Origin of the sequence: Photorhabdus stackebrandtii (genome assembly GCF_011189495.1) — a bacterium.
In the GTDB taxonomy this organism is placed as follows: domain Bacteria; phylum Pseudomonadota; class Gammaproteobacteria; order Enterobacterales; family Enterobacteriaceae; genus Photorhabdus; species Photorhabdus khanii.
Map to the genome: position 1 here is coordinate 12,415 of NZ_PUJV01000016.1, position 23,740 is coordinate 36,154.

Below are 23,740 nucleotides of genomic sequence, written 5' to 3' on the forward strand. Positions count from 1 at the left end.
ATTCGATTAGTGCAGCAGATAGTTAAAACTATCGTTCTGGTGTATAGGGAGTTACCGCGACCGCATAAGATTATGCTGGGTTCGCTGACTTTGGCGACATTGGTTGTCACGATGTGGCAGCCAATTGCTTATCATCATGAACAGGAAGAAATAAGTACCGGCAGTATTGCTATCAGTGCCCCGGCAAATACTGATGAGATTATTGCGGATAGTAGTGAGCAATTACCGGATGAGGGCATTCCCGATGAAGAGACGAATTCGGAAGCGACGGCTCAAACTCCGCATGAATATATTGTCTCTGACGGTGATACCCTCAGTAGCATTTTGACGCAATTTGGTATTGATGCTTCTGACGTGGCGTTACTGGCAAGTCAGCATAAAGTGTTACGGGGGCTGAACATTGGTCAGCCATTATCATGGACGGTAAATGAAGCGGGTGATCTGCAAAGTCTGACTTGGGGTGTTTCCCGTCGTGAAAGCCGTATTTATACCCGTGAAGGTGATGTCTTTAAAGAAACGAAATCATTTCAGAAAGGTGAGTGGAAAAACAGCGCGATTATAGGTGTGGTTGATAGTAACTTTACCAGCAGTGCTTTAAACGCGGGATTAACCAGCAGTGAAGCACGTGAAGTCACCAAGGCACTGCAATGGCAAATTGATTTGCGCAAATTACATAAAGGTGATCGCTTCTCTGTATTACTTTCCCGTGAAATGCTGGATGGTCACAGTGAACAGAGCCAATTACTGGGTGTTCGCCTGAACAGTAGCGGTAAAGATTATTATGCTATCCGTGCGGAAGATGGGCGTTTTTATGATCGTGAAGGTTCCGGTCTTGAACGCGGCTTTTTACGTTTTCCAACAACGAAACAATTCCGTGTATCTTCTCACTTTAATCCCCGGCGTGTGAATCCGGTAACAGGGCGTGTCGCACCACACAAAGGGGTGGATTTTGCTATGCCGGTGGGAAGCCCGGTTTTGGCGGTAGGTGACGGTGAGGTTATTGTCTCCAAATATAATGGGGCGGCAGGGAACTTCATCGCTATTCGTCATGGCCGCCAATATACCACCCGTTATATGCACCTGAGAAAACTGTTGGTGAAACCAGGGCAGAAGGTAAAACGTGGTGATCGTATCGCGTTGTCCGGTAGTACCGGTCGTTCCACGGGGCCTCATTTGCACTATGAATTCTGGATCAATCAGCAGGCGGTAAATCCATTAACGGCGAAATTGCCGCGTTCTGGTGGTCTGAGTGGTAAAGATCGCACAGAATTCCTGGCAACGGTAAAAGAGGTAACACCTCAGCTTTTGCTGGATTAGCTTAATTACACATTAATGACAGACTTTAAGGTGGATGATTGATATCATCCGCCGTTGTTTTGTCTATGCCAGAAAAAGATGGGTTGATATCCACTGATATAAATTTCTGTACTAAAATGGCAGACATCGTTTTGTTCTAAAGAGTTAGCTCATGCATAAAGAGACAGATACAGACAGTAAAGTGGGTTATGTGCCGACATTTCATAAATCCTACCTGCATCCTCGTTATTGGGGATTATGGTTGGGAGTAGGTGTATTGGCTGGGCTGACTTACTTCCCGGTTAAAATGCGTGATCCTTTGTTGGCTAAAATAGGCTGGCTGGCTGGCAGGCTGGCAAAAGGGGCGCGCCGCAGAGCGAGGATCAATCTGTGCTACTGTATGCCGGAATTGACAGAGCAGCAGCGCGAGGCGTTGATTGATGAAATGTTTTCTACTGCGCCTCAACCTTTTGTTATGCTGGCTGAGATTTGTTTGCGTGGTACAAAATCAGCGTTAAGCCGGACGCATTGGCATGGTGAAGAGATTACCCGTCACCTGAAAGCGCAGGGGAAAAACATTATTTTCATGGTTCCTCATGGCTGGGCTGTGGATATTCCGGCGATATTACTGACAGCTAATGGACAAAAAGCAGCGGCGATGTTTCATCATCAGAAGAACCCTGTAGCAGATTATCTGTGGAATAAAGTCCGGGGTCGTTTTGGTGGTCGCTTACATTCCCGTGATGCAGGCATTAAACCTTTTATTGCTACGGTTCGCCAGGGTTACTGGGGATATTACCTGCCTGATCAAGATCATGGAGAGGAACACAGTGAATTTGTTGATTTTTTCGCAACGTATAAGGCGACATTACCGGCCATTGGGAGGTTGATGAAGATTTGCCGTGCGGCGATTGTGCCACTGTTTCCGGTTTATAATTACCGTACTCATCAGCTTGATATTTATATTCGTCCTCCAATGGAGGATATTGAAGGCAAAGATGATACTTTTATTGCCCGCCGGATGAATGAAGAGTTGGAACAATTAGTTCGGCCAAATCCTGAGCAATATACATGGATCCTTAAATTGCTTAAGACCCGCAAAGAAGGGGATATTGAGCCGTATAATAGGGAAGATCTGTGATTTTAAAAACAGCTCAGAATTGTTTACAGAGCATTCGGCCCAGCTAAAACACCAGTTTGTTAAGACGAACCGTGAGAGACGGTAAAAACCTTTTTTACCGTCGGTCGTGTTGGATAAGTGAAGTGCGTTACTCTTCTCGATTTAATCTATCTCTTCCAGGAAACCTGACGCTAATGTAGCGAGTTTTTATTCCACTTCAAGAATACGGCAGGTGTTGGTACTGCCAATGGTTCCCATTTGGTCGCCCTGAGTCACCAGAACAAGGTCGCCGGATATCAGATAACCTTTATCGCGCAGGCGGTTAACGGCTTCATTGGCTGCTGTGATGCCGTCAGTATGACTGCTGCAATAAACCGGTGTAACACCACGGTAAAGTGCCGTTTGGTTCAGAGTTTTCTCATGACGGGACATAGAGAAAATGGGTAGACCAGAACTGATGCGGGACATTATTCGTGTAGTGCGGCCTGATTCGGTCATTGCGATAATCGCTTTAACACCGTTTAGATGGTTTGCCGCGTACATGGTGGACATGGCAATTGCTTCTTCGGTACTGTCGAAAATAGTGTCTAGCCGATGTTTGGATACGCTGAGCCCTGGCATTTTTTCCGCTCCCAGACAGACCCGCGCCATGGCGGCAACAGTTTCGGCAGGGTATTGGCCCGCTGCGGTTTCAGCGGAGAGCATCACCGCGTCAGTACCGTCAAGAACTGCGTTTGCCACATCCATAACTTCTGCACGGGTCGGCATTGGGTTGGTGATCATGGATTCCATCATCTGTGTCGCGGTAATCACTACACGATTCAACTGGCGGGCGCGGCGGATCAGTTTTTTCTGCACACCAACCAACTCTGGATCACCGATTTCTACGCCGAGGTCACCACGGGCAACCATCACAACATCGGAGGCCAGAATGATTTCATCAATGATTTCATCACTGCTAACGGCTTCTGCACGTTCAACTTTTGCCACGATCTGCGTTTCGCAACCGGCATCCCGCGCCAAACGGCGGGCATAATTGAGATCTTCACCGGTGCGGGGAAAAGAGACGGCGAGGTAATCAACACCGATTCTGGCGGCGGTGATAATGTCTTCTTTATCTTTTTCGGTCAGGGCTTCAGCAGATAAACCCCCGCCCAGTTTGTTGATACCCTTATTGTTGGATAGCGGGCCACCCACTGTCACTTCTGTGAATACTTTCATTCCCTGAACTTCTAATACTTTCAATTGAACACGGCCATCATCCAGCAGTAGAATATCACCCGGGACAACATCAGCAGGTAAGCCTTTGTAATCAATACCTACTTTCTCCTTATCGCCTTCGCCTTTGCCAAGGTTGGCATCAAGCAGAAATTTATCTCCGATATTCAGGAAAATTTTGCCCTCTTTAAACGTTGATACGCGGATTTTAGGTCCCTGAAGATCGCCAAGAATAGCGACATGGCACCCCAGGCGGGCGGCGATCTCGCGGACTTTATTGGCACGCTGGATGTGATCTTCTGCGGTGCCGTGGGAAAAGTTGAGGCGGACTACATTTGCACCCGCAGTAATAATCTTTTCAAGGTTATTATCGCGGTCGGTAGCCGGACCAAGTGTAGTAACGATCTTAGTTCTTCTGAGCCGTCTAGACATGCATTACTCCGTTGACCTGTTAGTATGCCCACTGCAAAGTCGCAAGCGACTATCGTAGGGCTTCTTGTGACCCGTATCAGCGCATACCGATACTTTTCGCTGTAGTGCTTGTGCCTGACAGTTGTCTCTGTAGGGGAACTACAGGAGAACGTTTTTACACAATCACTATGCCCTGGCGAATCAGCTAACCCTTTATGGTGGATATTCATTGCCATGTTTCTATCCTATCATGATTTGTTCCCGATTTATCAATAATCTAATGGTCCTAGAGGGTTTTGGTATTGAAAAGCAGCAGGCGGTATTTTCAATGGTGAAAGATAAATTCCACTATAATTTCACCTCAACCGCTATCATGATAGTGATCTCCGGCGATACTGGTGGTTTTGGTGCCATAATCAAATGTGCTCGTTGTCCCAAAAAATGTATGATTATGCGCTGGTATTTGTGCTTCCGTCAGATTTACCGAATCAAGGTTAAATCTATGGTCACCCTCGTTTTTGCAACACTCATTTTGATGAATTTTTGGCTTGCTTAAATCTATCCGGCGTCACTATAGGCAAGGATGCCCGCGCCTCGATGAGTTCCGCGCCTGATGTTCCTAAAAAACCACTCGGCTTTCATAAGCCATCTTAACCTTTAGGTTTCTCATCAGGCCGATAGGCCGATCATGTCATCAATTATCAGTCTTCGCAAAACCAGTGGAGTAACGTTTAAATTGATTAATAATAACGCAGAATCAGGCGTCAAATACCGTGTGCTGTGTCGTGATGTGCTATGTTGCCTGGGAACTAATCCCGTTGATGCGGCAAAATCACGACTTTTGGCATATTGTTGACCATCTCCCAACGGTGAAGAAAGTCAACTAGCTGTGATTAAACCAACACCGGGGATGACCATAAGACGCAGGGCTGTGTCATCCGTTGTGATCGTGTGTTTTAATTCAGCTTCTAACTCGACTATTTGTTCAACAATATAGTGATAATGGGCGTGTAGTTGCATCAACAATCGGACCAGATAATCAGGGAGTTCATGCTCTGCCGAATGGTAAGGAAGTAAATATACCATTCACGCTATAAATACAGACCTGTTCCGGTAGTTTTTTATATCAGGGCAAGATCTCACAATTTTAACAAGGTTATTTGGGTTAAATAAAGACCAAAATATAACTTTTTATAGCCACTTTTCTCATTAAAACGTTAAGATCTCTCTATTCTATAAAAGCGTGATCTTAATAATGAGTATTTTCAACTTTATCAGCAAAATAGATGACCCACGTTCTGACATCAATAAAAAACATGAATTAATGGATGTGATTTTTTTAGCTTTTTCCGCTGTGTTATGTGGGGCTTCTGGCTGGAAATCAATCCAGGAATTTGGTGAGATACAATTCGAGTGGCTTAAACAATATACCAACTTTACTCACGGTATTCCTCGCCGCCACTGTATTGCGAATATTATCAAAATGATAGAACAAGATGCACTGGTCGAAGCCTTTTATGCCTGGCTCATGCCAAATGATGAGTAATAAAATCATGTTTATCCGCTGAATATTTCTTTATATCATTGTTGCATGTTTTGACAATTTCTGTTTTTAAATCGCCATAGGTCTTCTTAAATAGTTTCTGAATGCTAAATGCTCTGTGATATGATGGCTACCTTTTTCAAAAACGTGTATCTGATGAGTGCGATTGTCACCACCTTTTTGAAAATAACGTCTCCCTAGAATACCAAATTCACCTTTTGCTTTATACCCTTTAGTTGAGAGTAGTTCCGAATATTCGTCAAATTTATTTAAATCACCAACTTCCACTAGGATGTCTATTATTGGTTTGGCAGCAAGCCCTTCTATGCTGGTACTACCAATATGATGAAATGTACAGGAATCAAAGCCGGGGAGAGCACTTAACGACCTGACTTCCTCTTCAAATAACAGAGGCCATAACGGATTGTATTGCACAACTTCAATAATTCTCTCTTTCATAGCAACTCTCTTTAAATATAAACCACTATGATTATACCAAAAAAATTACACTATAGAGTATTCAGAGACCATTAACATGAAGATTAATTAAATCATAAATAAATGAGGTCTCTTTCAGGGATGTGGCTCCGTAGGATAAATAGTAAGAGCGCTGTTGATGTAACAGTTCTATCACTTCCGCCGCAATACTCTCATTGACGTCTGGGGTCAGCGACAGGTAATCTATAAAATATTTTTTATTTTTCTCCTCCATAAAAAGCTCCGCCATATTTAACAATGATGATTTCATGTTAACTTCATGCCCGATATCGAAATCGAGATTAATAAATATGGAATTATTACTATTCGAAGAGTATTTATACCCGTGATTATTGAAACTGCTTGATTTTCCCCAAACTAAGGCTCATGGTATCCGTCATGAAAATATTCATTACCGATGAACAGAAAGCCGAACTCGAACACCTTCATCACACCTGCCGTGATAAGAGGGAATGTGATCGCATCAAAGCGGTTCTGCTGGCCTCTGAGGGCTGGAGTTCTGTCATGATCGCTCAGGCCCTGCGTTTGCATGAAACAACTGTTTTCCGACAGTTTTTAAGTCTAATTTTCACTGATATGGAACTCTCAGATGGCGTCTTCGCGTTTATCCATTCTTACCGACGAAGAAAGAGAATTTTTGTTTGAATTAGACGCTGAAGACATAAAATACCTTGACTCAATTAAAAAGTATATCTCAGAAAATTAATTACATACTTCAATTAGGATACTACAAAGCGACCAATTACTTTTTTCAATTTAGTTTCCAAAAAAGAAAGTCTGATGTCCTTTTTATCTTAAAGCGTTATTTTCCTGATGAAACTTTCCCTAAAAAGCAAATAGCGAGAAAATATCACTATAACAATCGACGTTTTGTGATAAACAAATATGGCGTAATTGACATAAATAACGTGATTATTAGTCAATTAGAGAAAGAAGCCAAATCACTAGTCAAACGCCACGCTTTACCTAAATTTATCCTTCAAGAGCTATTAGATTGCTGTTTAAATAACAATCTATTACGTCCAGCTTACTCAACAATGCAGAACATTGTTTCTTGCGCACTTCGCCAAGAACAACAGAGATTAAATAATAAGTTTTATGTCAAAATCGAACCGACGATTCGAAGCCAATTAGATAACCTTTTGAATATGGATGATTTATTTTATAAATTAACGCTGATAAAAAAGGATCAGAAAGATTTCACCACAACGGAGATAATCAATACAGTTAAAAAGCAACAAATGATCTATCCTCTTTTTTATGAATCAAAAAAGCTCATTTCTCGCCTTAATATCTCTGAACAAAATGTGATTTATTACGCTAATTTGGCTGAATTTTATACTATTTTAAACCGTGATTTCTATCGCTGGGAATGGTATGGACAGCAATCTCTTGTTATCAAAAGAAATCTTCGACCAATATTCAAAGTATTAGAATTCACCTGTACAAATATTGAATTACGAAGTGCGGTGACATTTTTTAAACGTTATCTCCTATTTTATAAGTTAAAATCAATAGATGGTAAACAAATCAAATCAATTGATTCAGGCCGTTACGAATTTATACTGTATTTTTACCTGATGAAAGGCATTGAAAATGGTACTGTATTTATTCTAGATAGCAATAATTTTAGGTCACTGGAAGATGAGTTAATTAATGTTGATGTATGGAAAAGAGATAAAGAAAAAATTCTTTCACAATTAAATATGCCATTGTTAAAACACGATATCGCTAATTTATTGGAGATAGTAGAAATATCCTTAGAAAATAAATACCATGCCGTGAATACCCGTATCCTTAAAGGTGAAAATACTGGCTTTAAAGCCAAATACAAAAAGAATGGAGAATTAATTAAGTGGAATATCCCTTATATTAAGACAGATAATGATGTAAATAACCGCTTATTTAAGAAATTACCCGTATCCAGCATTAGTGATCTTATGCGTTTTGTTGCCGAAGAAACACGTTATATCAAATCTTTTACTCATATTCAGCCTCGTCACACAAAAACAGAACCAAACCAAGAGGCGCTTCATGCGGTCATAGTTGCAAGTGCTACAGGTATAGAACCGGCTAAAATGCAAGAAATCAGCGATGTTGAAGCTAACAATTTCGAAAATATGCAGAACAATTTTATCCGAAAGCAAACACTCAGCCACGCAAGTGATCTGATTATTAACGAAATGAAAAAACTCCCTATTTTCAGTGAATATAATCTTGCAGACTATGGAGTTCATGCCAGTGTTGATGGACAAAAATTCGGTACAAAATACAGTACAATAAAATCTCGGTATTCAAAAAAGTATTTTGGATTATTAAAAGGGGTCGTTTTATATTCGCTTAATGCAAATCATCTGCCTCTCTGTCTTAAAGTGATTGGAGCTAATGAACATGAATCACATTATCTTTTAGATATCATTGAAAGTAATCAGTCCGACGTTGAAATAGCTTCCATTTCCGGTGATATGCACAGCATTAATCGGGTGAACTTTGCATTACTCCATTTATTTGGATACCGTTTTATGCCGAGATTTAAACAGCTAAACAATAAAGCCAATAATAACTTAGTGGGATTTCAGGAGCCCAAAAAATACGCTAAATATGTGATAAAACCGAGTGATAAAGCAGATATTGGGTTGATTATTAATGAATGGGATAATGTTTTAAGGATCTTAGCCTCTTTAGCATTAAAACAAACAACACAAAGCCAAGTTGTTCGTAAATTATCGGTTTATAAAAAGAATCCTACATTGAAAGCACTGATAGAATTTGATCGGATCATCATGAGTGATTATATATTAGACTACATAGATTCGAAGGAAATACGTGAAATTGTGCAGTCCAGCCTTTGTCGTGGCGAATCTTACCATCAATTAACATCAGCAATAGCAAAGATTAGTGGCGGTAAGGTCTTAAATGGAAAAGATGAAATAGACTTGGGTATCAATGCAGAATCCATTCGCCTTATTGCAACAATAGTTATTTTTTACAATGCACAGTTGCTATGTCGACTCTATGAGTATTTTTTAAAGAAAGATCAACAAAAAGCGAAAGCGATAGCTCAAATGTCCCCCATTGCTTGGCGCCATTTAAGCTTCTTAGGAAAATATGAATTTTGCAACAAAGACAAAAGCATTAATATTCAAAAAGTTATTGAATTACTATTGATGAGTGCAGAAAACGATATTTACCTTGAAAACTTGTCGTAGCAAGGGTTGAGAGGGAGTGAGGGAACAAATGGGGACTATGGTCAGAAAACCCCTATTTGATACGGGTACTTGTACACTTTCATTGTGTACATCTTGTTGATAAACATGGCTTGGTGTACAATTTTAATGTGTACAAACAGGAGGGCTTAACCATGCCTCAGATCCCAGTAGAAACTAACGACCGTATGTCACTACGTATTGCCTCAGAAGAAAAGTCGCTGTTGATGCGTGCAGCCGCTTTACAGCATACCAAATTGACTGAGTTCGTGATCCGCAATGTGATGTCAGTGGCACGGAAGATTATCGACGAGAGCGAGCGGTTGGAGCTGACCGAAAGAGATAGTTTGCATGTTCTTGATCTTTTAGATAACCCACCGACACCCAATGATAAATTGTTGGCCGCAGCATTCGCCTTGCCGAAACAATCATAATGCTACCGATCTGGCACGAAGAACCTATTGGCAAACATCATGATCGCAGTGCTTTTGACTGTGGTGATGAGGCGTTGAATCAGTTTTTACACCGTCATGCAAGGTAGAGCCATGAGAAAGGCGGGGCAAAAACCTACCTTGCTGTGAGCGAGAACAATGAAAAGATATTGGGCTACTACAGTCTAAGCCCCGCCTCCATTGCTTATGAATGCGCGCCGGAGGTGATTATTTGCTGTTACCATTCAAAACAATACATACAGCTCTGGTCACTGCGGGAAAACTGTAAATGACTCAAGCAACAAGCCGCAGTAAATTGCAATTACCGCCAGGTGTTTCTGTTAAGCGACAGGGAAACGCCTACGTCATTTTTAGAAACGGGTACGAAGAAATTGGCGACGTAGTCGTCTGTGGTACTCCGCTAGGTGATACCCAACTTCAACCCTACGTCGAAGAGGTAACGGCTGCTATCCATTTTAGCGATTTTTTAGGGTGATTATTATTTTATTAATTAAAATAAATGATGTAAAAATACCATCTGGTTCTTATTTTTATAATTAATTATATGGGGTTGGTTATTATTTGTTGAACCTAAATTATTTTATTAAATTAACTCGGTGATATAAATTTCCCCTTCGTAACTTTATAATTTTTCTTTTAGGTAATCGTATTAAATAAAATTTCAAAATAGCAAATTACTTAAAGTGAACTCAGTCTGATTGTTACTATCGGCTTAATTGTCAAGTTAAAACAGATCACCAAAAGGGCTGAGTTATACCCTGAAATAAACGATAAAGTTGGATGAGCCAGCAGGGCAACGATTTATTTACAAACACATAATGAACAATAAGCAGCTACTGGCTATGCAATCAAAAACCGAGTGCGTTGAGAATCAGCCCAACAGTTATAGGACTTTCAGATCGGGGGAAAGTCAATTTTATTAAAACGTGAATTTCGCAGTGCTTCTTTAACTCTTTTCAAGTTATCTCTGAATTTTGCGCCACGACGCAAAGTAAATCCGGTAGCCAGAACATCTATGATGGTTAATTGAGCAATTCTTGATACCATTGGCATGTAAATATCCGTATCTTCTGGTACATTCAGAAGTATTGCCAGGGTTGCTTCGCGGGCAAGAGGGGAATCATGAGAGGTAATGGCGATAACTGTTGCGTCATTTTCACGTGCAAGCTGTGCCGCTTCAACCAGGCTTTTGGTTCTGCCTGTATGGGATATCAGCACGACCACATCACCTTCGGCGCTGTTAATACAGCTCATTCGCTGCATCACGATATCATCAAAATAGATTACCGGAATGTTGAACCGGAAGAATTTATTCATCGCGTCATGAGCAACGGCGGCAGAAGCCCCTAAACCAAAAAATGAAATTTTCCGCGCCTGAGTCAGTAAATCGACAGCCCGGTTAATGGCTGCAATATCCAAATTGTTTTTTACCGTATCCAGCGTCGCCATGACCGATTCAAAGATCTTATTGGTATAGGCACTAACTGTATCGCTCTCTTCAACATTACGGTTTACATAAGGCGTGCCATTGGCAAGGCTTTGGGCCAGATGGAGTTTGAAGTCAGGAAAACCTTTGGTATCCAGACGACGGCAAAAACGGTTAACGGTGGGTTCACTGACTTCCGCCATTTTTGCCAGCGTTGCGATACTGGAATGAATGGCAGTTTGTGGTGAAGCCAGGATTATCTGCGCCACTTTTTTTTCTGACTTACTCAAGTATTCAATGCTGTTTTGGACTCGTTCCAGTGTATTCATAAAACGCAGTGACCTGTGGTTTTAGCGATTTCATTCAGAGGAGAAATCTATGTAAGTTTTATGAAAATATATTACTAGTAATATATTGAAGCTGGCAGCGGGAAGTCACAATAATCTAATATTTTTCATAAAAGTATGACAAGTGTCTAACTTTCATATCGGTAATTATATTTCATAAAAGTTGGAAAATGACATAAGACTATCATTATCTTAGCAATGGTGCTACTTGTCGCTAACAGAGGGTTGGGGTTATTTGCTATAGCTGTTTACGCGCTATAGCCAAAAGGGTACATTATTGGTTAAGGCTGTAACAAAATTACAATATCCCGCAATGAGGAGATACATATGGCGGTTACATCTACGGCTCAGGCTTGTGATTTAGTTATTTTTGGCGCTAAAGGGGATTTGGCTCGCCGGAAATTATTACCTTCTCTTTATCAACTTGAGAAAGCGGGTTATATCCACCCAGAAACCCGGATTATCGGTGTTGGCCGGGCTGATTGGGATAAAAAAGCTTATACCCAGGTTGTTGAAGAAGCTCTGAATACATTCTTGCCGGAAAAATTAGATCCAGAATTATGGAAGGCATTGAGCGCGCGTCTGAATTTCTGCAATCTGGATGTTAACCAAAAGGAAGATTTCACCGGGCTGAAAAAAATTCTTAAGCAAGATAACCGGCCTGCAATCCACTATTTTGCCATGCCACCCAGTACTTTTGGTTCTGTCTGCCACGGATTGGGGCTGGCGGGTCTGAATAAAGAGCCAAACCGGGTTGTCATGGAAAAGCCTTTAGGTACCGATCTTGAATCATCCAGGGCCATCAATGATGAAGTTGCCAAGTATTTTAATGAGTGTCAAGTCTATCGTATTGACCATTATCTGGGTAAAGAAACCGTATTGAATTTGTTGGCGCTGCGTTTTGCCAATTCATTGTTTGTGAATAATTGGGATAACCGGACTATTGATCATGTGCAAATTACGGTAGCGGAAGAAGTCGGTATTGAAGGCCGTTGGGGTTATTTTGACCAAGCCGGGCAGATGCGCGATATGATTCAGAATCATCTGTTGCAAATCCTGACGATGATTGCTATGTCTCCTCCGGCAGATCTGACAACGGACCATATCCGTGATGAAAAAGTGAAAGTATTGCGTTCTTTGCGCCGTATTGATCACACCAACGTACGGGAGAAAACAGTACGTGGTCAATATACTGCCGGTTTTGTTCAGGGGAATAAGGTTCCCGGTTATCTGGAGGAAGAGGGGGCGAACCAATCCAGCAGGACAGAAACTTTTGTCTCTATTCGGGTTGATATTGATGACTGGCGCTGGGCTGGGGTTCCTTTCTATCTGAGAACCGGCAAACGTTTGCCAACTAAATGTTCTGAGGTGGTGGTTTATTTTAAGAAACCAGCGTTGAACTTGTTTTCTGAATCCTATCAGCAACTGCCACAGAACAAACTGACGATTCGTTTGCAACCGGATGAAGGTATTGATATTGAAGTGCTGAACAAAGCGCCGGGGCTTGAGCATAAACATCGTTTGCAAACAACCAAGCTGGATCTGAGTTTCTCAGAAACGTTCAACCATATTCCGTTAGCGGATGCTTATGAGAGATTGTTGCTGGAAGCAATGCGCGGTATTCAGGCGCTGTTTGTTCGTCGAGATGAAGTGGAGGAAGCTTGGAAGTGGGTTGATTCCATTATGGACGCATGGGCTGCGGATAATGATGCGCCTAAGCCTTATCAGGCCGGAACATGGGGGCCGGTTGCTTCTGTTGCCATGATCACCCGTGATGGCCGCTCGTGGAATGAGTTTGAATAACGGGTAATGAGCGCGGAATTGTAAGTCCTTATATTGAGGCCCAAGTTGTGCTGTGAGCGGCTTGGGCTAGTGTCATCAAGATATCGGATATCGCGGTTTTTTTGCTCATTTGTGTTTTCAGTCAAGATTAAAGAATAAAATTAAGCAATTGCTTTCTATTATTCTATATGGTAGAAGTAATAGGCCAATTAAAACTAAACTATGAGGATTCTTAGTATATCGTGCGGAATATCAGTGCGATGAAAGAATGAGATATCATGAACAGCGCCAAAAGCGTCCGGTTTCAAAGATCCACCCACATGCTTTTCCTTTCTGCCATTTTATCCAGTGAGCACTACTGGTGCGGTGCGTTATAGCGTCTTACTCCTGCTAACCGGTTTTCAACCGGCATTTCTATTTCGTCAAAACGTCAGGTTATTTATTTCTCATCTCATTTGCTGATGAGTTCAGTGTTTTTACTGGCTTGCGTCTTGACGTGCGTATTTGCGTGTTCAGGAGAAAGAAAATGATTTATTGGATATTCCTTGCAATGGCAATTGTCACCGAAGTTATCGGTACTTTGTCGATGAAACATGCCAGCGTTTCAGGTGGGATGGGGGGCATGACAGTGATGTATGTCATGATCGCTACATCCTATATTTTGCTGGCAATGGCTGTGAAGAAAGTTGCGCTGGGTGTTGCATATGCGTTGTGGGAAGGGATAGGCATTCTGTTTATTACTGTTTTTAGTGTGATGTGGTTTGATGAATCACTGTCTTTGATGAAAGTAGGGGGGTTGGCTCTGTTGGTGACCGGGATTATGCTGATTAAATCCGGGACTAAAAAAACGGTAGTCAAAAAATCGGCTGAGGCAGTGAAAAAAATGGCAGACAAAGCTGTCAATGCCGCCGTGACTCAAAACAGTAAAATTAAGGAGGCATAACATGTTGCAACAATTTGAATGGTGGCATGCTGCGTTCCTGTTTCTTGCTGTCGTATTGGAAATTTTAGCGAATATTTTATTAAAACTGTCTGATGGTTTCAGACGCCATTGGATGGGGGTTTTCTCACTGGTTGCTGTTCTTGGGGCGTTCAGTGCGCTTGCCCAGGCAGTGAAGGGAATCGAACTTTCCATCGCTTATGCTTTATGGGGGGCTTTCGGCATTATCGCAACGATTGCTGCCGGTTGGGTTATGTTTAATCAACGTCTGAATTGTAAGGGTTGGGGCGGTATTGTTTTGTTGTTGCTTGGGATGGTGATGATTAAGCTGGCTTAGATTTTAAGTGGTTAATGATCATAAAATGATAGCTTCAGGTAATATTTGATTCTTTCGGGTTAGCTGAAGCTTTTTCGTATCTTGGTAACTCCTTGGATGCTCTCAAGACCCTAAAATTCTTCTAGGCGGCCAGCCACTACTGGCTCAGTTTGCTCTGGTAATCGTATCCAAACATAAACTTCTTTGTTGTTAGAAGTCATCGTATACCACTCTCTTTTCTTCTTGAATGCGTTGTTGTAGTTCTGGATATACCCGCACGTTCCGCCAAATTCTTTTCTGACCACCGACGTTGTTTTCTGCCTAGTTTGACAACCCTAGAATCATAGTTTCATAATTGTTCGCTTATAATTAATCTTTCCTATTGGAGCTCTTCAGAGATTGCCGGGCTTGCAGAAAGGCAACAGCTTTTGCTAAATCGCGGGTGCGTGGTGAAGGCGGCAAACTGTTAAGAAACACTTCACCATAAGGACGCATCACCAGACGGTTATCACAAATCACGACCACACCATAATCATCGACATCACGAATAAGTCGTCCGACACCCTGTTTCAGGCTGATAATCGCATCTGGCAACTGAACTTCATTGAATGCATCACCACCTTTAAGCTGGCAATCTTCAATACGGGCTTTTAACAACGGATCATCCGGCGCCGTAAAAGGCAGCTTATCGATAATGACACAGGAAAGCGCATCACCCCGCACATCCACCCCTTCCCAAAAACTGTTGGTTGCTACCAATAATGCGTTCCCGGCAGAAATAAACTGAGAAAGTAACTGACCTTTACTGGTTTCACCCTGCACCAAAACGGGTAACGTCATGCTGGCCCGGAACTCTTCTGCCAAACTGCGCATCATCTGGTGTGACGTACATAAAAAGAAACAGCGGCCTTTATTGGCTTCAATCAGCGGCTTAAGCATTCTTGCCAACCATTTTGCCCCACCAGGCTGATTCGGTGACGGCAAATGACGAGGAACACAAAGCAGCGTCTGACTTTGATAATCAAATGGACTTGGCAACAGTAAAGTTTTCGCTTTTTTTAACCCAAGCCGTTCGGTGAAGTGTGAAAGCTGTTCGTTAACGGATAATGTGGCTGACGTGAAAACCCAGCAACCTGATTGTTCATTAATAATTTCACTGAATTTGTCGGAGACAGACAAAGGTGTCAATGCCAGAAGAAAATGGCGACCATAACTTTCAAACCAGTAACTGTAACCGGGAATAGTTACCTCTTTCAGGCGCTTAAGACGGTTACGGTAAATTGTCGCCCTTTCAAAAGCCGCATCCAGTATAACTGAACGCCCCAGCGACAACTTCATCACGTCATAACAAAGCTCAAGTGCGTCATCAAGCAATACTAACGCCCGCTGCACCTGCGGATTCTGCAACAACTCCCGCAAATTCCCCCGAAAACCATTCTCCCCCAATGCTAGCCGGAAATCCTGTGTACTTTGACTCAGGCGATCCGCGCTCTTCTGTAACTGAGCCTGATCCCGCACTTCGGTGCGGTACACCATAATAATGTCTCTGGCGAGATCCATCAGTTGGCGGCTACTTAATTGCTGACCAAAATACTGGCTGGCAATATCGGGAATCTGGTGCGCTTCATCAAATATCTTCACTTCTACTTGTGGGATCAACTCACCAAATCCGGTTTCTTTCACGACCATATCCGCCATAAACAGATGATGGTTGACGACAATAACATCCGCATCCATTGCCCGGCGACGCGCTTTCAAAACAAAGCACTCTTGATAACGCGGACAATCACTGCCAAGGCAATTATCGTTAGTGCTGGTGACCAACGGCCAAACCTGGCTGTCTTCCGCTATCTGATGACAGGTGCTGATATCACCCTCCTCAGTTTGTGAAGACCAGCTTCTCAACCGGACGATATCTGACAGAATGCCTGCTTCCAGATGCCCCCCACCAAAAGAGTGCTGTTCCAGCCTTTCCAGGCAAAGATAATTCGAACGACCTTTTAACAGCACCAACTTACCAGAAAAATTCATTGCTTCAGCGACAGTCGGCAAATCGCGATTATAAAGCTGATCCTGCAATGCCTTAGAACCTGTAGAAATAATCACTTTTTGCCCAGAGCGCAATGCAGGCGCCAGATAAGCAAATGTCTTACCGGTCCCTGTGCCTGCTTCTACAACCAATTGTTGATGGTTTTTAATCGCACACTCAATAGCAGCCGCCATTTCTTTTTGAGCATCACGGGGTTTGAAACCTTTTATTGCTTTGGCAAGGGCACCGTTTTTCGCAAAATCGTCTGACACAAACTGTCTCTTTCAATAGAATGGATAGGGATTATGCCAATACTGTGTTCTGAGCACCACCAAAAATCAGGCAGATGGAGGCTAACTTAAAGGAGTATCTATGACAATTGAACGTATTGATCCACAGGATCGCTGGTCCGAAGCTGTGGTTTACAACCAGACAATTTATTACACTAGCGTACCAGAAAATCTGGATGGTGATATTATTGAGCAGACGGCAGATACACTGGCCGCCATTGATATCATGCTACAACGCCTCGGTTCTGATAAAAGCAAAATTATCGATGCCACTATTTTTCTGGCTAACGGAGACGAATTTGCCGGCATGAACGCCACCTGGGATGCATGGGTTGTGGCAGGAAGTGCACCTGTACGTTGCACAGTTGCAACTAACTTAATGAACCCAAAATACAAAGTCGAGATAAAAATTATCGCAGGCATTTAACATTCATTCTGGGATATTCTTCTGCTTTTCATAAGTTGAGCACATAGAGGCCATTAAGAATATCCATTGAATTTTCCTCCCATATCTTGCAGGTCATTTTTCGGAGGGATTGAATATGATTAAAAAGTATCGTAGTAATGCGTTTGCTGCAATTCACGAAACGATGGAGGAACTGGGCGAAATAGGGGTTGTCAATGAGAGCATGAAATTGTGTGGGGCACCACATTGGTGTTTATGCTGTTAAATGATTGCCTCATGTTTAATGGGATGGTCCCCCTCACCCTGTAGGCGTATTTTGACAAGGTGATTTCTTTTACATGAGGCCATCGCCATGAATAACATGGCACTTATCGGTATCGATCTCGGCAAACATACCTTTCACATCCCGTGCAGTATGAGCGAGGCCGGCGACGACATCCGCTACTTCATCAATAAAATTGTTCATTCTGACCTGCGTGATACCCGCATCGTTGGCAACTTTTAGTAACATGGTGCGGGTGATATCCGTACCCTACCCACTCATCGTTAGGGAGTTTAAGGTTCTTTAGGGTTGTATATGAGTCTTTTATAAAAGAGATGTCAGTGACATATCAGTCTGCTGGTAGGTAAACCGGTAATATTGTCTATCTGGTATAAATAAGGCGGGGAGGGGCTCCCCACCTTATTTTGGTATTTCAGATGATGCAAAGATACGTTTTAATTATCTATAAATAAGAAAGGTACTATACCGACGATTTTTTCTGTTGTGAGATTATGGTGCAAATTTACCGTAATCACAGAATAGATTATTGCGCCATCAGGAGTGAATGCCGCCTCCCGTCGCCGGCGTGAAGAAATAACTGTTGGTTCCAGCTTGGGTTCATAGCCACCACCAAGGCCGGTATCATGTACTGATTTCATGTTCATCCTATTAAGCTCTTCACGACAGGCGACAAAGGTTATTTCGTCATATTTTGCCATCCTTTCGTCTGTTTTCATCAGGGCAAAAATATCAGACAGTTTTTTACGGTTTCCTGCTTCAGGGCTAACCACGAGTGCATCATATTTATTGATTGTCGTATCGTCTGCTCTGTTTTTCCATATTGCCGCCTTAACTTCTTCATCAGGCATTCTTTCGTAATATTTGATACCATAATTTCTTACCCTGCCATGATTTGATTTATTAGCTTCCACACCGGTAGCAAGCAGATAATTTTCAACATCATTGGCAGTCATATTTTGAATATCGTTTACGGTAAAAGTTTTATCACCTATTTTTACATTAGCCAGATTTGCTATGTTGCCTGCTTTAATTGTTGCGTAAGGTTGTATAGTCAAACCACTATTACTCAATGTGACATCAAAGGGAGAGTTCAATGGGTTTTCTGGTGCTTCTAATAATGTCTTACCGTGGGGACCAAGAAACTGGATCGTTTTCCCTGCAGGGACTTGTGTAGTTGCACTATCAGAGAAGAAATATCCGTGTGAACTTAGCATTAGTTTATTCGTCGGTTTATTCGGTACCGTCCATAATTGGAATGCACCACCTAACTCAATTTTCTGCGGCTCTATTTGAGGATAGCTTTCTTGTAAATGTTTAATTCTGGTTTCCGCTTTTGTTTTTCTAATATCACCAGTTCCAATATCTGTTTCTGGTTTCTTATTGGCTTTCCTCCATTCTCTCACTCTGTTTCGGTAATCAGTTGCCGATTCATCTGGCATTTTTTCAGGCTTTCCATCACCCACGCCCATGACATTTCGGTGTGATTCATTGATATTTATTTTGATGTTTGTCAGTGGAATTTGACTATCGCCCTTGCCAGAATAAGGTCGAATAATATACTCACTTTTACCTTTAAATATGGCATATTCTGCTCTAAATCGATTTTCCGTTAACAGGGCTGAATTATTTTCCAATAAATAATCAGAATTATTAAAATCAAATAACGTATTTTCATCGTTGACGTAATATTTTGTTCCCACAATACGTGATTCTTCCAGTGAGGAAAAACCACCACTGACTTTCTTATCAATTATTTTATTATCGATAGAAGTAAACCACGTTGGGTAACGATTATAATAGATATGTAGCATCTCATGATATAAGGCAATAGTGGGCTCACGAGAACGCCAAGGCTCTTCGGCAATTTTTTCTTCCATGCCAATCAGGTGATTCTCCGGATCAAAGGCGATACTGCTATCGGCGCTGTTTCTGGCATAAAATTGCCCATCTTTTTCACGTACAATGGCACTCATCGACGGAGGTTGTATATTCAAACCCTGTTTTTCAAGTTCCTGAATAACGACATTTCCGGATGGTATCTGATCTATCTCGTTTAATGCATGAGTGACTTGATTAATAAATAGCTCATTACCTGTTATTGTGATCCCGGCAGAAGGAATATTGATATGGTTACTCTCTATCGATGTATACTGCACCGTTTTTGAGATATTACCTGAGGTATATTTTGGTATTGGTGTGGTTGGTATTTCCTCAATAGCAAGAGTAATTTTATTAACCACTGATTGGTTGGGTAATTGATTTTCAAAGAGATCAATTTCTTTCAGTAAATAAGGAAGTTCGGTTTTGATAGCGTTAATCTTTTCAACCGAAATACTCGGATTATTTTGTAATGGTAAGATGACTTCACGGATCCAAGCCTGCTGGATATCGATTATCTTTGTGCTGAGTAGCGCTGTTTTATCTCCAATTTTGAGCGATTTTTCGAAAAAATGGGTCAATATGTCAGTAATATCTGATAATTTATCGATATCATATCTTTCACAATTTTTGAATGCGGTATTGATATGAATAAATGCATCCAATATCTTATCGTTATTAATGTTACTGTGTGCTGCTTCAAGTTCCTGATCTATTCTTTTGCTTTGCTCCAGGATAAGAAATTTATTAGATACATCGGCATGAGTCATCCAATGCCCATTTTTATCTAATTTAACCGCAGGCCAGTAACTAAATTGCTCAGAGTAAGCTGGGTTGACGACGCGCCAGGTGTGATTTGTTTCATCCCATTTGACTTGATAGTTAGCGCCGGATTCCTTTATATAATAGTTCTGTTTAACGGCTGTTTCTGCATTAGCAGGACGTATTGAATAAATCCCTTTATATATTCCTTCATTTGAATGAGGTACTATTCCGTCGAGTGGAAGATGACTGACTTGCCATTCATTTTTAAGTTTGCCAAGCCCCCTGGTGCTTTTGCCAAAAATATCCGCGAAACTTTTCTCAAGTTTAATGCTATTTCTTATTGCTCCGACTGCGTTTATGGCTCCCCGGTAAGTTAAGGTTAGTGTCGATCTGATAGGTAAAGGCTCGATTAAATCAATTAATCCACCGAGCAGAATGCGAGAAGATTGACGTAAGGTTGTTATGCCATGCTCTGGTAATGTCCTGACAACCGCTGTAATTAAAGCTCTTCCGGTCAGACCGGCTTGTCTGAGGCGCAGTGTAGTTTGTGTTACTTTTGCGGCCATTGATTCAGTTAATGACATACCTAGGGTAGCAACAACTAAAAGCACATTTGCTGTATCAAAGACAATTGAACCAATGTCTTCTCCAGTTAATTTATATTCACTATCAGTTGTTGCTTTATAGATAACATTATAGAAAGGAATAAGAATAGTTGCTGCTATATGCCATCCAGAGGTAATATCTAGCGCTTGTTTACTTTTTATTGCAATATCGTTTAAACCTTGCTGTATTACCATTGTGGTAACAGAAAGTAGGTTCTCTTCTTTATAAAAATTAAATTTAGGTGAACCTGTGAAGCTAATTCCTACACTCATTCCTGAGGTTATACCATAATAATCATTCCAAAATGCGTCGTAAGAATATTTATATCTGTGTGTTTCTGAAAAGCCACTCAGTGTTTTGGCTCGTTCATAGCCAATCGGAAAAAGTCTTCTTCCGGTATTGACCATCATATTTGGCATTAATATACCGATGCCTATCTCCATTTTTCGCTCAATTAAAAATAGTGCATTGGGTTTGGACATAGCACGTAAAGTGGGATGGCTATCAACCTGCTGTTGCGAATATTTTCTTGCTTTCACTCCTCCTTGTATCGTTGAGATAACCAACCAATTACCTTGATACATTTTTATCATGGCGACATTTCCCATACCTTGTTCGACTGAATAGAGAAAGGCTTCTTCTGGTGGGTTAATAATTTCTTCGACAGTTAATTGCGCAGTTGGAGATGAGAGTATTAGTTTACTGAGTGAAATAGATTCATAATGACTGTATCGGTTTTTATAGACATTAAATTGCTCATTAAAATTGTATTGTGAATCAAATTTATCTCTCTTTTTAAAATCGATAAAAGAAAAATATCCTGCTGGTTTTACATTGTTTTTATTGAAAGGGTTAAGTTTTCTCTTATCATTTTCAAATAATTTTATTGTTTCTAATGTAGAGTAATTAATTGCCTGTTGCACATTAGCATTTTCTTTTCTCATTCGATAAATGATCGCAGCTGTTAAAATAATACAGCCTTCCATGTCAATATGTTTTGATTCCTGGGTAAGAATATGATCGGTATCATAGTGAATATTATGTTTTTTAAATAATAACTCAGCCTGATCTTGGGCGAAAATAACATCGCGATAATCACCATGACCTTTAGTCATTTTTCCTACTGTAGGTGCAATTTGATAAAGTAGGGCACCTAACGAAGATAAAACTAATAAATGATATTTAGCTGCTTGTAGTGTTTGCAGTTCAAAAATATCTTTCTGGCTATATTCGGTACGATGTTGGTTTTTTAGTGCTATCTCTTCTTTGGCCAATTGGGCTAATAGTATGTCATCGCCAATGTTAATACTTTGATTTATTTCTGGATGAGTAATGGGTATACCTGGATTAATATTAGTTGAGGTAATTAGCTTCGCTACCTTTTCAATTCCTTGTTTATACGATTTGAAAAGATCTTCTTTATCCTTAATTCGTTGATTATAATCTAATTTTTCTTTATCGCTTAACTCTATATTGCCATCTGACATAAAAGTTAGCAGTGCATCTGAATAGACCTCGTCATCAATATCTCCTGTAGAAAATGCCTCGCGATATATTTTCAATAAAGGCTCTTCGGCATTGATACCAAATTCATTCCATATATCTATTTTGATTTTATTTGTGGCAACATCATTTTTATGCAGATTTTCTAGTTTGTTAAAAATCTCTATCTTTGCCAGTAAAGTATTTATTGCTGCATCGCTATCTGTCTTCTTATAATCTTTTATAAAAATAAGGTTGAGGATGTCATTTATTGTATGCAGTAAATCGGAATATTTAATTTCGGAATGGTTTTCAAAAACTATGCTTAATTTTTCTTTTAAAGAATTTTGGAATTCAGGTGAATATTGACGATAAGAAAATAAATTTTCAACTATATATAAGCTCGTTGATTTAATATCGGATGTGATCCAAGTTGGGTAATTCTGATTGCCCCTCAATAGAGAGATAAATACCTTATCACTATTCTTATTACATTTATTATCTTTGCAATCTTCATGTTGGTATTCCCAATATTTTCCTTTGACTACAGTATATTCATTCTCTTCTTGATCAGGATAATGTTGACTCCAGGATGAAGATTTTGCTGTTGGAGATAAAATGTTGTTATTTTCTCCTTCTGCATAGGGTGCATTATTATTAGTATTTTCAATATCATAATCGGAATGTGACATATAATTCTCCTGGTTGATTATATTTATAGATGAAAAATAAGAACTTCAATGTTGTCATATTTTTTTACAATTTTTTTCACTGAATTTACCTAATTAATGAAAGAATGAATGGGGATGATCATTAGCATTAACTGAATAACTACTACATTGATCTGATTTATATTGGTTACTATTGATAATTAAATATTATCCATAACCTTAAAATCACATTAATCAAGTAGGTCAATTATAATCAATATGAATTAATGTAAAATACTAATTAATGTAAGTGGAAATTATTAATTTATTTAATTATATATAAGTATTTATTTATTATTTTTTATGATAAGCCTCTTAATGAGGCCTCCGTATCATGTGAACTACAAAGAAGACATAGGTTGGTTGTAGCGATTTAGTTGATGACTAAAATGATAGGATAGGTTAATAAAACCTTTATAATTAATCAGATACCGATGGGGAGAGGCAAGGGTGGGGGAAACAGTCGTCAAAGAAAACAGTATTAAGAAAAAAGATGTCTGATGTGGCATGATCCAACGCATTTCAGCCGCATATTCAGGGATTGGTTCAACTGAATGACTACTGTGTGGCTGAAAATAAATTTATAAAATTATTTTATTTATTTCTGTTTGGTATTTGTATTGATGTCATCAAATCTTTCTTCTGAATGTTTATTGATCGTTTCCTTTTCAGTGCAAACTTCGCTGTCAAACTATTCGGGAGGAGATAGCGGCTTAGTGAGTTGTTTACCGTCTGG

18 protein-coding genes and 3 pseudogenes are annotated in these 23,740 nt (G+C 40.5%); 13 read left to right on the top strand and 8 right to left on the bottom strand.

From position 1 onward, the window contains the following. Positions 1 to 9: 9 nt before the first annotated feature. Together mepM and lpxM are read left to right on the top strand one after the other, a co-directional pair. Positions 10 to 1,317, top strand: a complete 1,308-nt coding sequence (gene mepM, locus C5470_RS13965) for a murein DD-endopeptidase MepM (RefSeq protein ID WP_166290103.1) — start codon at positions 10 to 12, stop codon at positions 1,315 to 1,317. Between the two features lie 151 nt (positions 1,318 to 1,468). Further along, positions 1,469 to 2,437: a lauroyl-Kdo(2)-lipid IV(A) myristoyltransferase gene (gene lpxM / locus C5470_RS13970; RefSeq protein ID WP_166290105.1), complete on the top strand. Its 969-nt coding sequence runs from the start codon at positions 1,469 to 1,471 to the stop codon at positions 2,435 to 2,437. Between the two features lie 186 nt (positions 2,438 to 2,623). Here the strand turns inward: lpxM and pyk are convergent, their stop codons facing one another. After that, a complete protein-coding gene (gene pyk, locus C5470_RS13975) occupies positions 2,624 to 4,066 on the bottom strand; it encodes a pyruvate kinase (RefSeq protein ID WP_166290107.1) in 1,443 nt (480 codons plus the stop codon). Between the two features lie 307 nt (positions 4,067 to 4,373). On the opposite strand from pyk, the gene C5470_RS13980 reads away from it, so the two are divergent. Further along, positions 4,374 to 4,601: a hypothetical protein gene (locus tag C5470_RS13980; protein ID WP_166290109.1), complete on the top strand. Its 228-nt coding sequence runs from the start codon at positions 4,374 to 4,376 to the stop codon at positions 4,599 to 4,601. 218 nt (positions 4,602 to 4,819) lie between these two features. On the opposite strand, the pseudogene C5470_RS13985 reads toward C5470_RS13980, so the two are convergent. After that, a pseudogene (locus C5470_RS13985) lies at positions 4,820 to 5,104 on the bottom strand (transposase); the annotation flags it as partial. 196 nt (positions 5,105 to 5,300) lie between these two features. Between C5470_RS13985 and C5470_RS13990 the strand changes: the two are divergent. After that, positions 5,301 to 5,573, top strand: a pseudogene (locus C5470_RS13990) (transposase family protein); the annotation flags it as partial. A gap of 84 nt (positions 5,574 to 5,657) precedes the next feature. Here the strand turns inward: C5470_RS13990 and C5470_RS13995 are convergent. Together C5470_RS13995 and C5470_RS14000 are read right to left on the bottom strand one after the other, a co-directional pair. After that, positions 5,658 to 6,047 carry a GrpB family protein gene (locus tag C5470_RS13995; RefSeq protein WP_207626996.1) on the bottom strand — a complete coding sequence of 130 codons (390 nt, stop codon included), beginning with the start codon at positions 6,045 to 6,047 and terminating at the stop codon, positions 5,658 to 5,660. A gap of 61 nt (positions 6,048 to 6,108) precedes the next feature. Then, positions 6,109 to 6,336 (bottom strand): hypothetical protein, encoded by a 228-nt coding sequence (locus C5470_RS14000; protein WP_166290111.1) that lies wholly within the window; start codon positions 6,334 to 6,336, stop codon positions 6,109 to 6,111. A gap of 128 nt (positions 6,337 to 6,464) precedes the next feature. Between C5470_RS14000 and C5470_RS14005 the strand changes: the two are divergent. The 4 genes and pseudogenes from C5470_RS14005 to C5470_RS14025 all read left to right on the top strand — a co-directional run. Continuing rightward, positions 6,465 to 6,635 (top strand): annotated as a pseudogene (locus C5470_RS14005) (helix-turn-helix domain-containing protein); the annotation flags it as partial. A 122-nt stretch (positions 6,636 to 6,757) separates the two neighbouring features. Beyond that, positions 6,758 to 9,295, top strand: a complete 2,538-nt coding sequence (locus C5470_RS14010) for a Tn3 family transposase (protein WP_166290113.1) — start codon at positions 6,758 to 6,760, stop codon at positions 9,293 to 9,295. Between the two features lie 152 nt (positions 9,296 to 9,447). Continuing rightward, positions 9,448 to 9,726 carry a type II toxin-antitoxin system TacA family antitoxin gene (locus C5470_RS14015; protein ID WP_166290115.1) on the top strand — a complete coding sequence of 93 codons (279 nt, stop codon included), beginning with the start codon at positions 9,448 to 9,450 and terminating at the stop codon, positions 9,724 to 9,726. A 286-nt stretch (positions 9,727 to 10,012) separates the two neighbouring features. Further along, positions 10,013 to 10,219, top strand: a complete 207-nt coding sequence (locus C5470_RS14025) for a hypothetical protein (protein WP_166290116.1) — start codon at positions 10,013 to 10,015, stop codon at positions 10,217 to 10,219. A 419-nt stretch (positions 10,220 to 10,638) separates the two neighbouring features. Here the strand turns inward: C5470_RS14025 and C5470_RS14030 are convergent, their stop codons facing one another. After that, complete coding sequence (locus C5470_RS14030; protein ID WP_166290117.1) at positions 10,639 to 11,499, bottom strand: MurR/RpiR family transcriptional regulator; 861 nt, start codon at positions 11,497 to 11,499, stop codon at positions 10,639 to 10,641. 345 nt (positions 11,500 to 11,844) lie between these two features. On the opposite strand from C5470_RS14030, the gene zwf reads away from it, so the two are divergent. From zwf to mdtI, 3 genes are all read left to right on the top strand, one after another. Further along, a complete protein-coding gene (zwf, locus tag C5470_RS14035) occupies positions 11,845 to 13,320 on the top strand; it encodes a glucose-6-phosphate dehydrogenase (protein ID WP_166290118.1) in 1,476 nt (491 codons plus the stop codon). A 505-nt stretch (positions 13,321 to 13,825) separates the two neighbouring features. After that, the gene (gene mdtJ, locus C5470_RS14040; protein WP_166290119.1) at positions 13,826 to 14,242 is read left to right on the top strand and encodes a multidrug/spermidine efflux SMR transporter subunit MdtJ; all 417 of its coding nucleotides are present in this window, start codon (positions 13,826 to 13,828) and stop codon (positions 14,240 to 14,242) included. Between the two features lies 1 nt (position 14,243). Next, positions 14,244 to 14,576 carry a multidrug/spermidine efflux SMR transporter subunit MdtI gene (gene mdtI / locus C5470_RS14045; protein WP_166290120.1) on the top strand — a complete coding sequence of 111 codons (333 nt, stop codon included), beginning with the start codon at positions 14,244 to 14,246 and terminating at the stop codon, positions 14,574 to 14,576. Positions 14,577 to 14,924: 348 nt separating this feature from the next. Here mdtI and yoaA read toward each other — a convergent pair whose 3' ends face one another. Further along, a complete protein-coding gene (gene yoaA / locus C5470_RS14050; RefSeq protein ID WP_166290121.1) occupies positions 14,925 to 16,856 on the bottom strand; it encodes a DNA repair helicase YoaA in 1,932 nt (643 codons plus the stop codon). A 100-nt stretch (positions 16,857 to 16,956) separates the two neighbouring features. On the opposite strand from yoaA, the gene C5470_RS14055 reads away from it, so the two are divergent. Next, positions 16,957 to 17,301: a RidA family protein gene (locus C5470_RS14055; RefSeq protein ID WP_166290122.1), complete on the top strand. Its 345-nt coding sequence runs from the start codon at positions 16,957 to 16,959 to the stop codon at positions 17,299 to 17,301. 115 nt (positions 17,302 to 17,416) lie between these two features. Beyond that, positions 17,417 to 17,545, top strand: a complete 129-nt coding sequence (locus C5470_RS23270; RefSeq protein WP_278249191.1) for a hypothetical protein — start codon at positions 17,417 to 17,419, stop codon at positions 17,543 to 17,545. Between the two features lie 69 nt (positions 17,546 to 17,614). Here the strand turns inward: C5470_RS23270 and C5470_RS22495 are convergent, their stop codons facing one another. Continuing rightward, complete coding sequence (locus tag C5470_RS22495; protein ID WP_207626997.1) at positions 17,615 to 17,791, bottom strand: hypothetical protein; 177 nt, start codon at positions 17,789 to 17,791, stop codon at positions 17,615 to 17,617. Positions 17,792 to 17,997: 206 nt separating this feature from the next. Then, positions 17,998 to 22,986 carry a putative adhesin gene (locus tag C5470_RS14070; protein WP_166290123.1) on the bottom strand — a complete coding sequence of 1,663 codons (4,989 nt, stop codon included), beginning with the start codon at positions 22,984 to 22,986 and terminating at the stop codon, positions 17,998 to 18,000. Positions 22,987 to 23,740 lie beyond the last annotated feature (754 nt).

Bases quoted from the DNA above. Each gene is read 5' to 3' on its own strand.
- lpxM (WP_166290105.1), top strand. From the start codon at position 1,469: ATGCATAAAGAGACAGATACAGACAGTAAAGTGGGTTATGTGCCGACA.
- pyk (WP_166290107.1), bottom strand. From the start codon at position 4,066: ATGTCTAGACGGCTCAGAAGAACTAAGATCGTTACTACACTTGGTCCG.
- C5470_RS13980 (WP_166290109.1), top strand. From the start codon at position 4,374: ATGGTGAAAGATAAATTCCACTATAATTTCACCTCAACCGCTATCATG.
- C5470_RS13995 (WP_207626996.1), bottom strand. From the start codon at position 6,047: ATGAAAGAGAGAATTATTGAAGTTGTGCAATACAATCCGTTATGGCCT.
- C5470_RS14000 (WP_166290111.1), bottom strand. From the start codon at position 6,336: ATGAAATCATCATTGTTAAATATGGCGGAGCTTTTTATGGAGGAGAAA.
- C5470_RS14015 (WP_166290115.1), top strand. From the start codon at position 9,448: ATGCCTCAGATCCCAGTAGAAACTAACGACCGTATGTCACTACGTATT.
- C5470_RS14025 (WP_166290116.1), top strand. From the start codon at position 10,013: ATGACTCAAGCAACAAGCCGCAGTAAATTGCAATTACCGCCAGGTGTT.
- C5470_RS14030 (WP_166290117.1), bottom strand. From the start codon at position 11,499: ATGAATACACTGGAACGAGTCCAAAACAGCATTGAATACTTGAGTAAG.
- zwf (WP_166290118.1), top strand. From the start codon at position 11,845: ATGGCGGTTACATCTACGGCTCAGGCTTGTGATTTAGTTATTTTTGGC.
- mdtJ (WP_166290119.1), top strand. From the start codon at position 13,826: ATGATTTATTGGATATTCCTTGCAATGGCAATTGTCACCGAAGTTATC.
- mdtI (WP_166290120.1), top strand. From the start codon at position 14,244: ATGTTGCAACAATTTGAATGGTGGCATGCTGCGTTCCTGTTTCTTGCT.
- C5470_RS14055 (WP_166290122.1), top strand. From the start codon at position 16,957: ATGACAATTGAACGTATTGATCCACAGGATCGCTGGTCCGAAGCTGTG.
- C5470_RS23270 (WP_278249191.1), top strand. From the start codon at position 17,417: ATGATTAAAAAGTATCGTAGTAATGCGTTTGCTGCAATTCACGAAACG.
- C5470_RS22495 (WP_207626997.1), bottom strand. From the start codon at position 17,791: ATGTTACTAAAAGTTGCCAACGATGCGGGTATCACGCAGGTCAGAATG.
- C5470_RS14070 (WP_166290123.1), bottom strand. From the start codon at position 22,986: ATGTCACATTCCGATTATGATATTGAAAATACTAATAATAATGCACCC.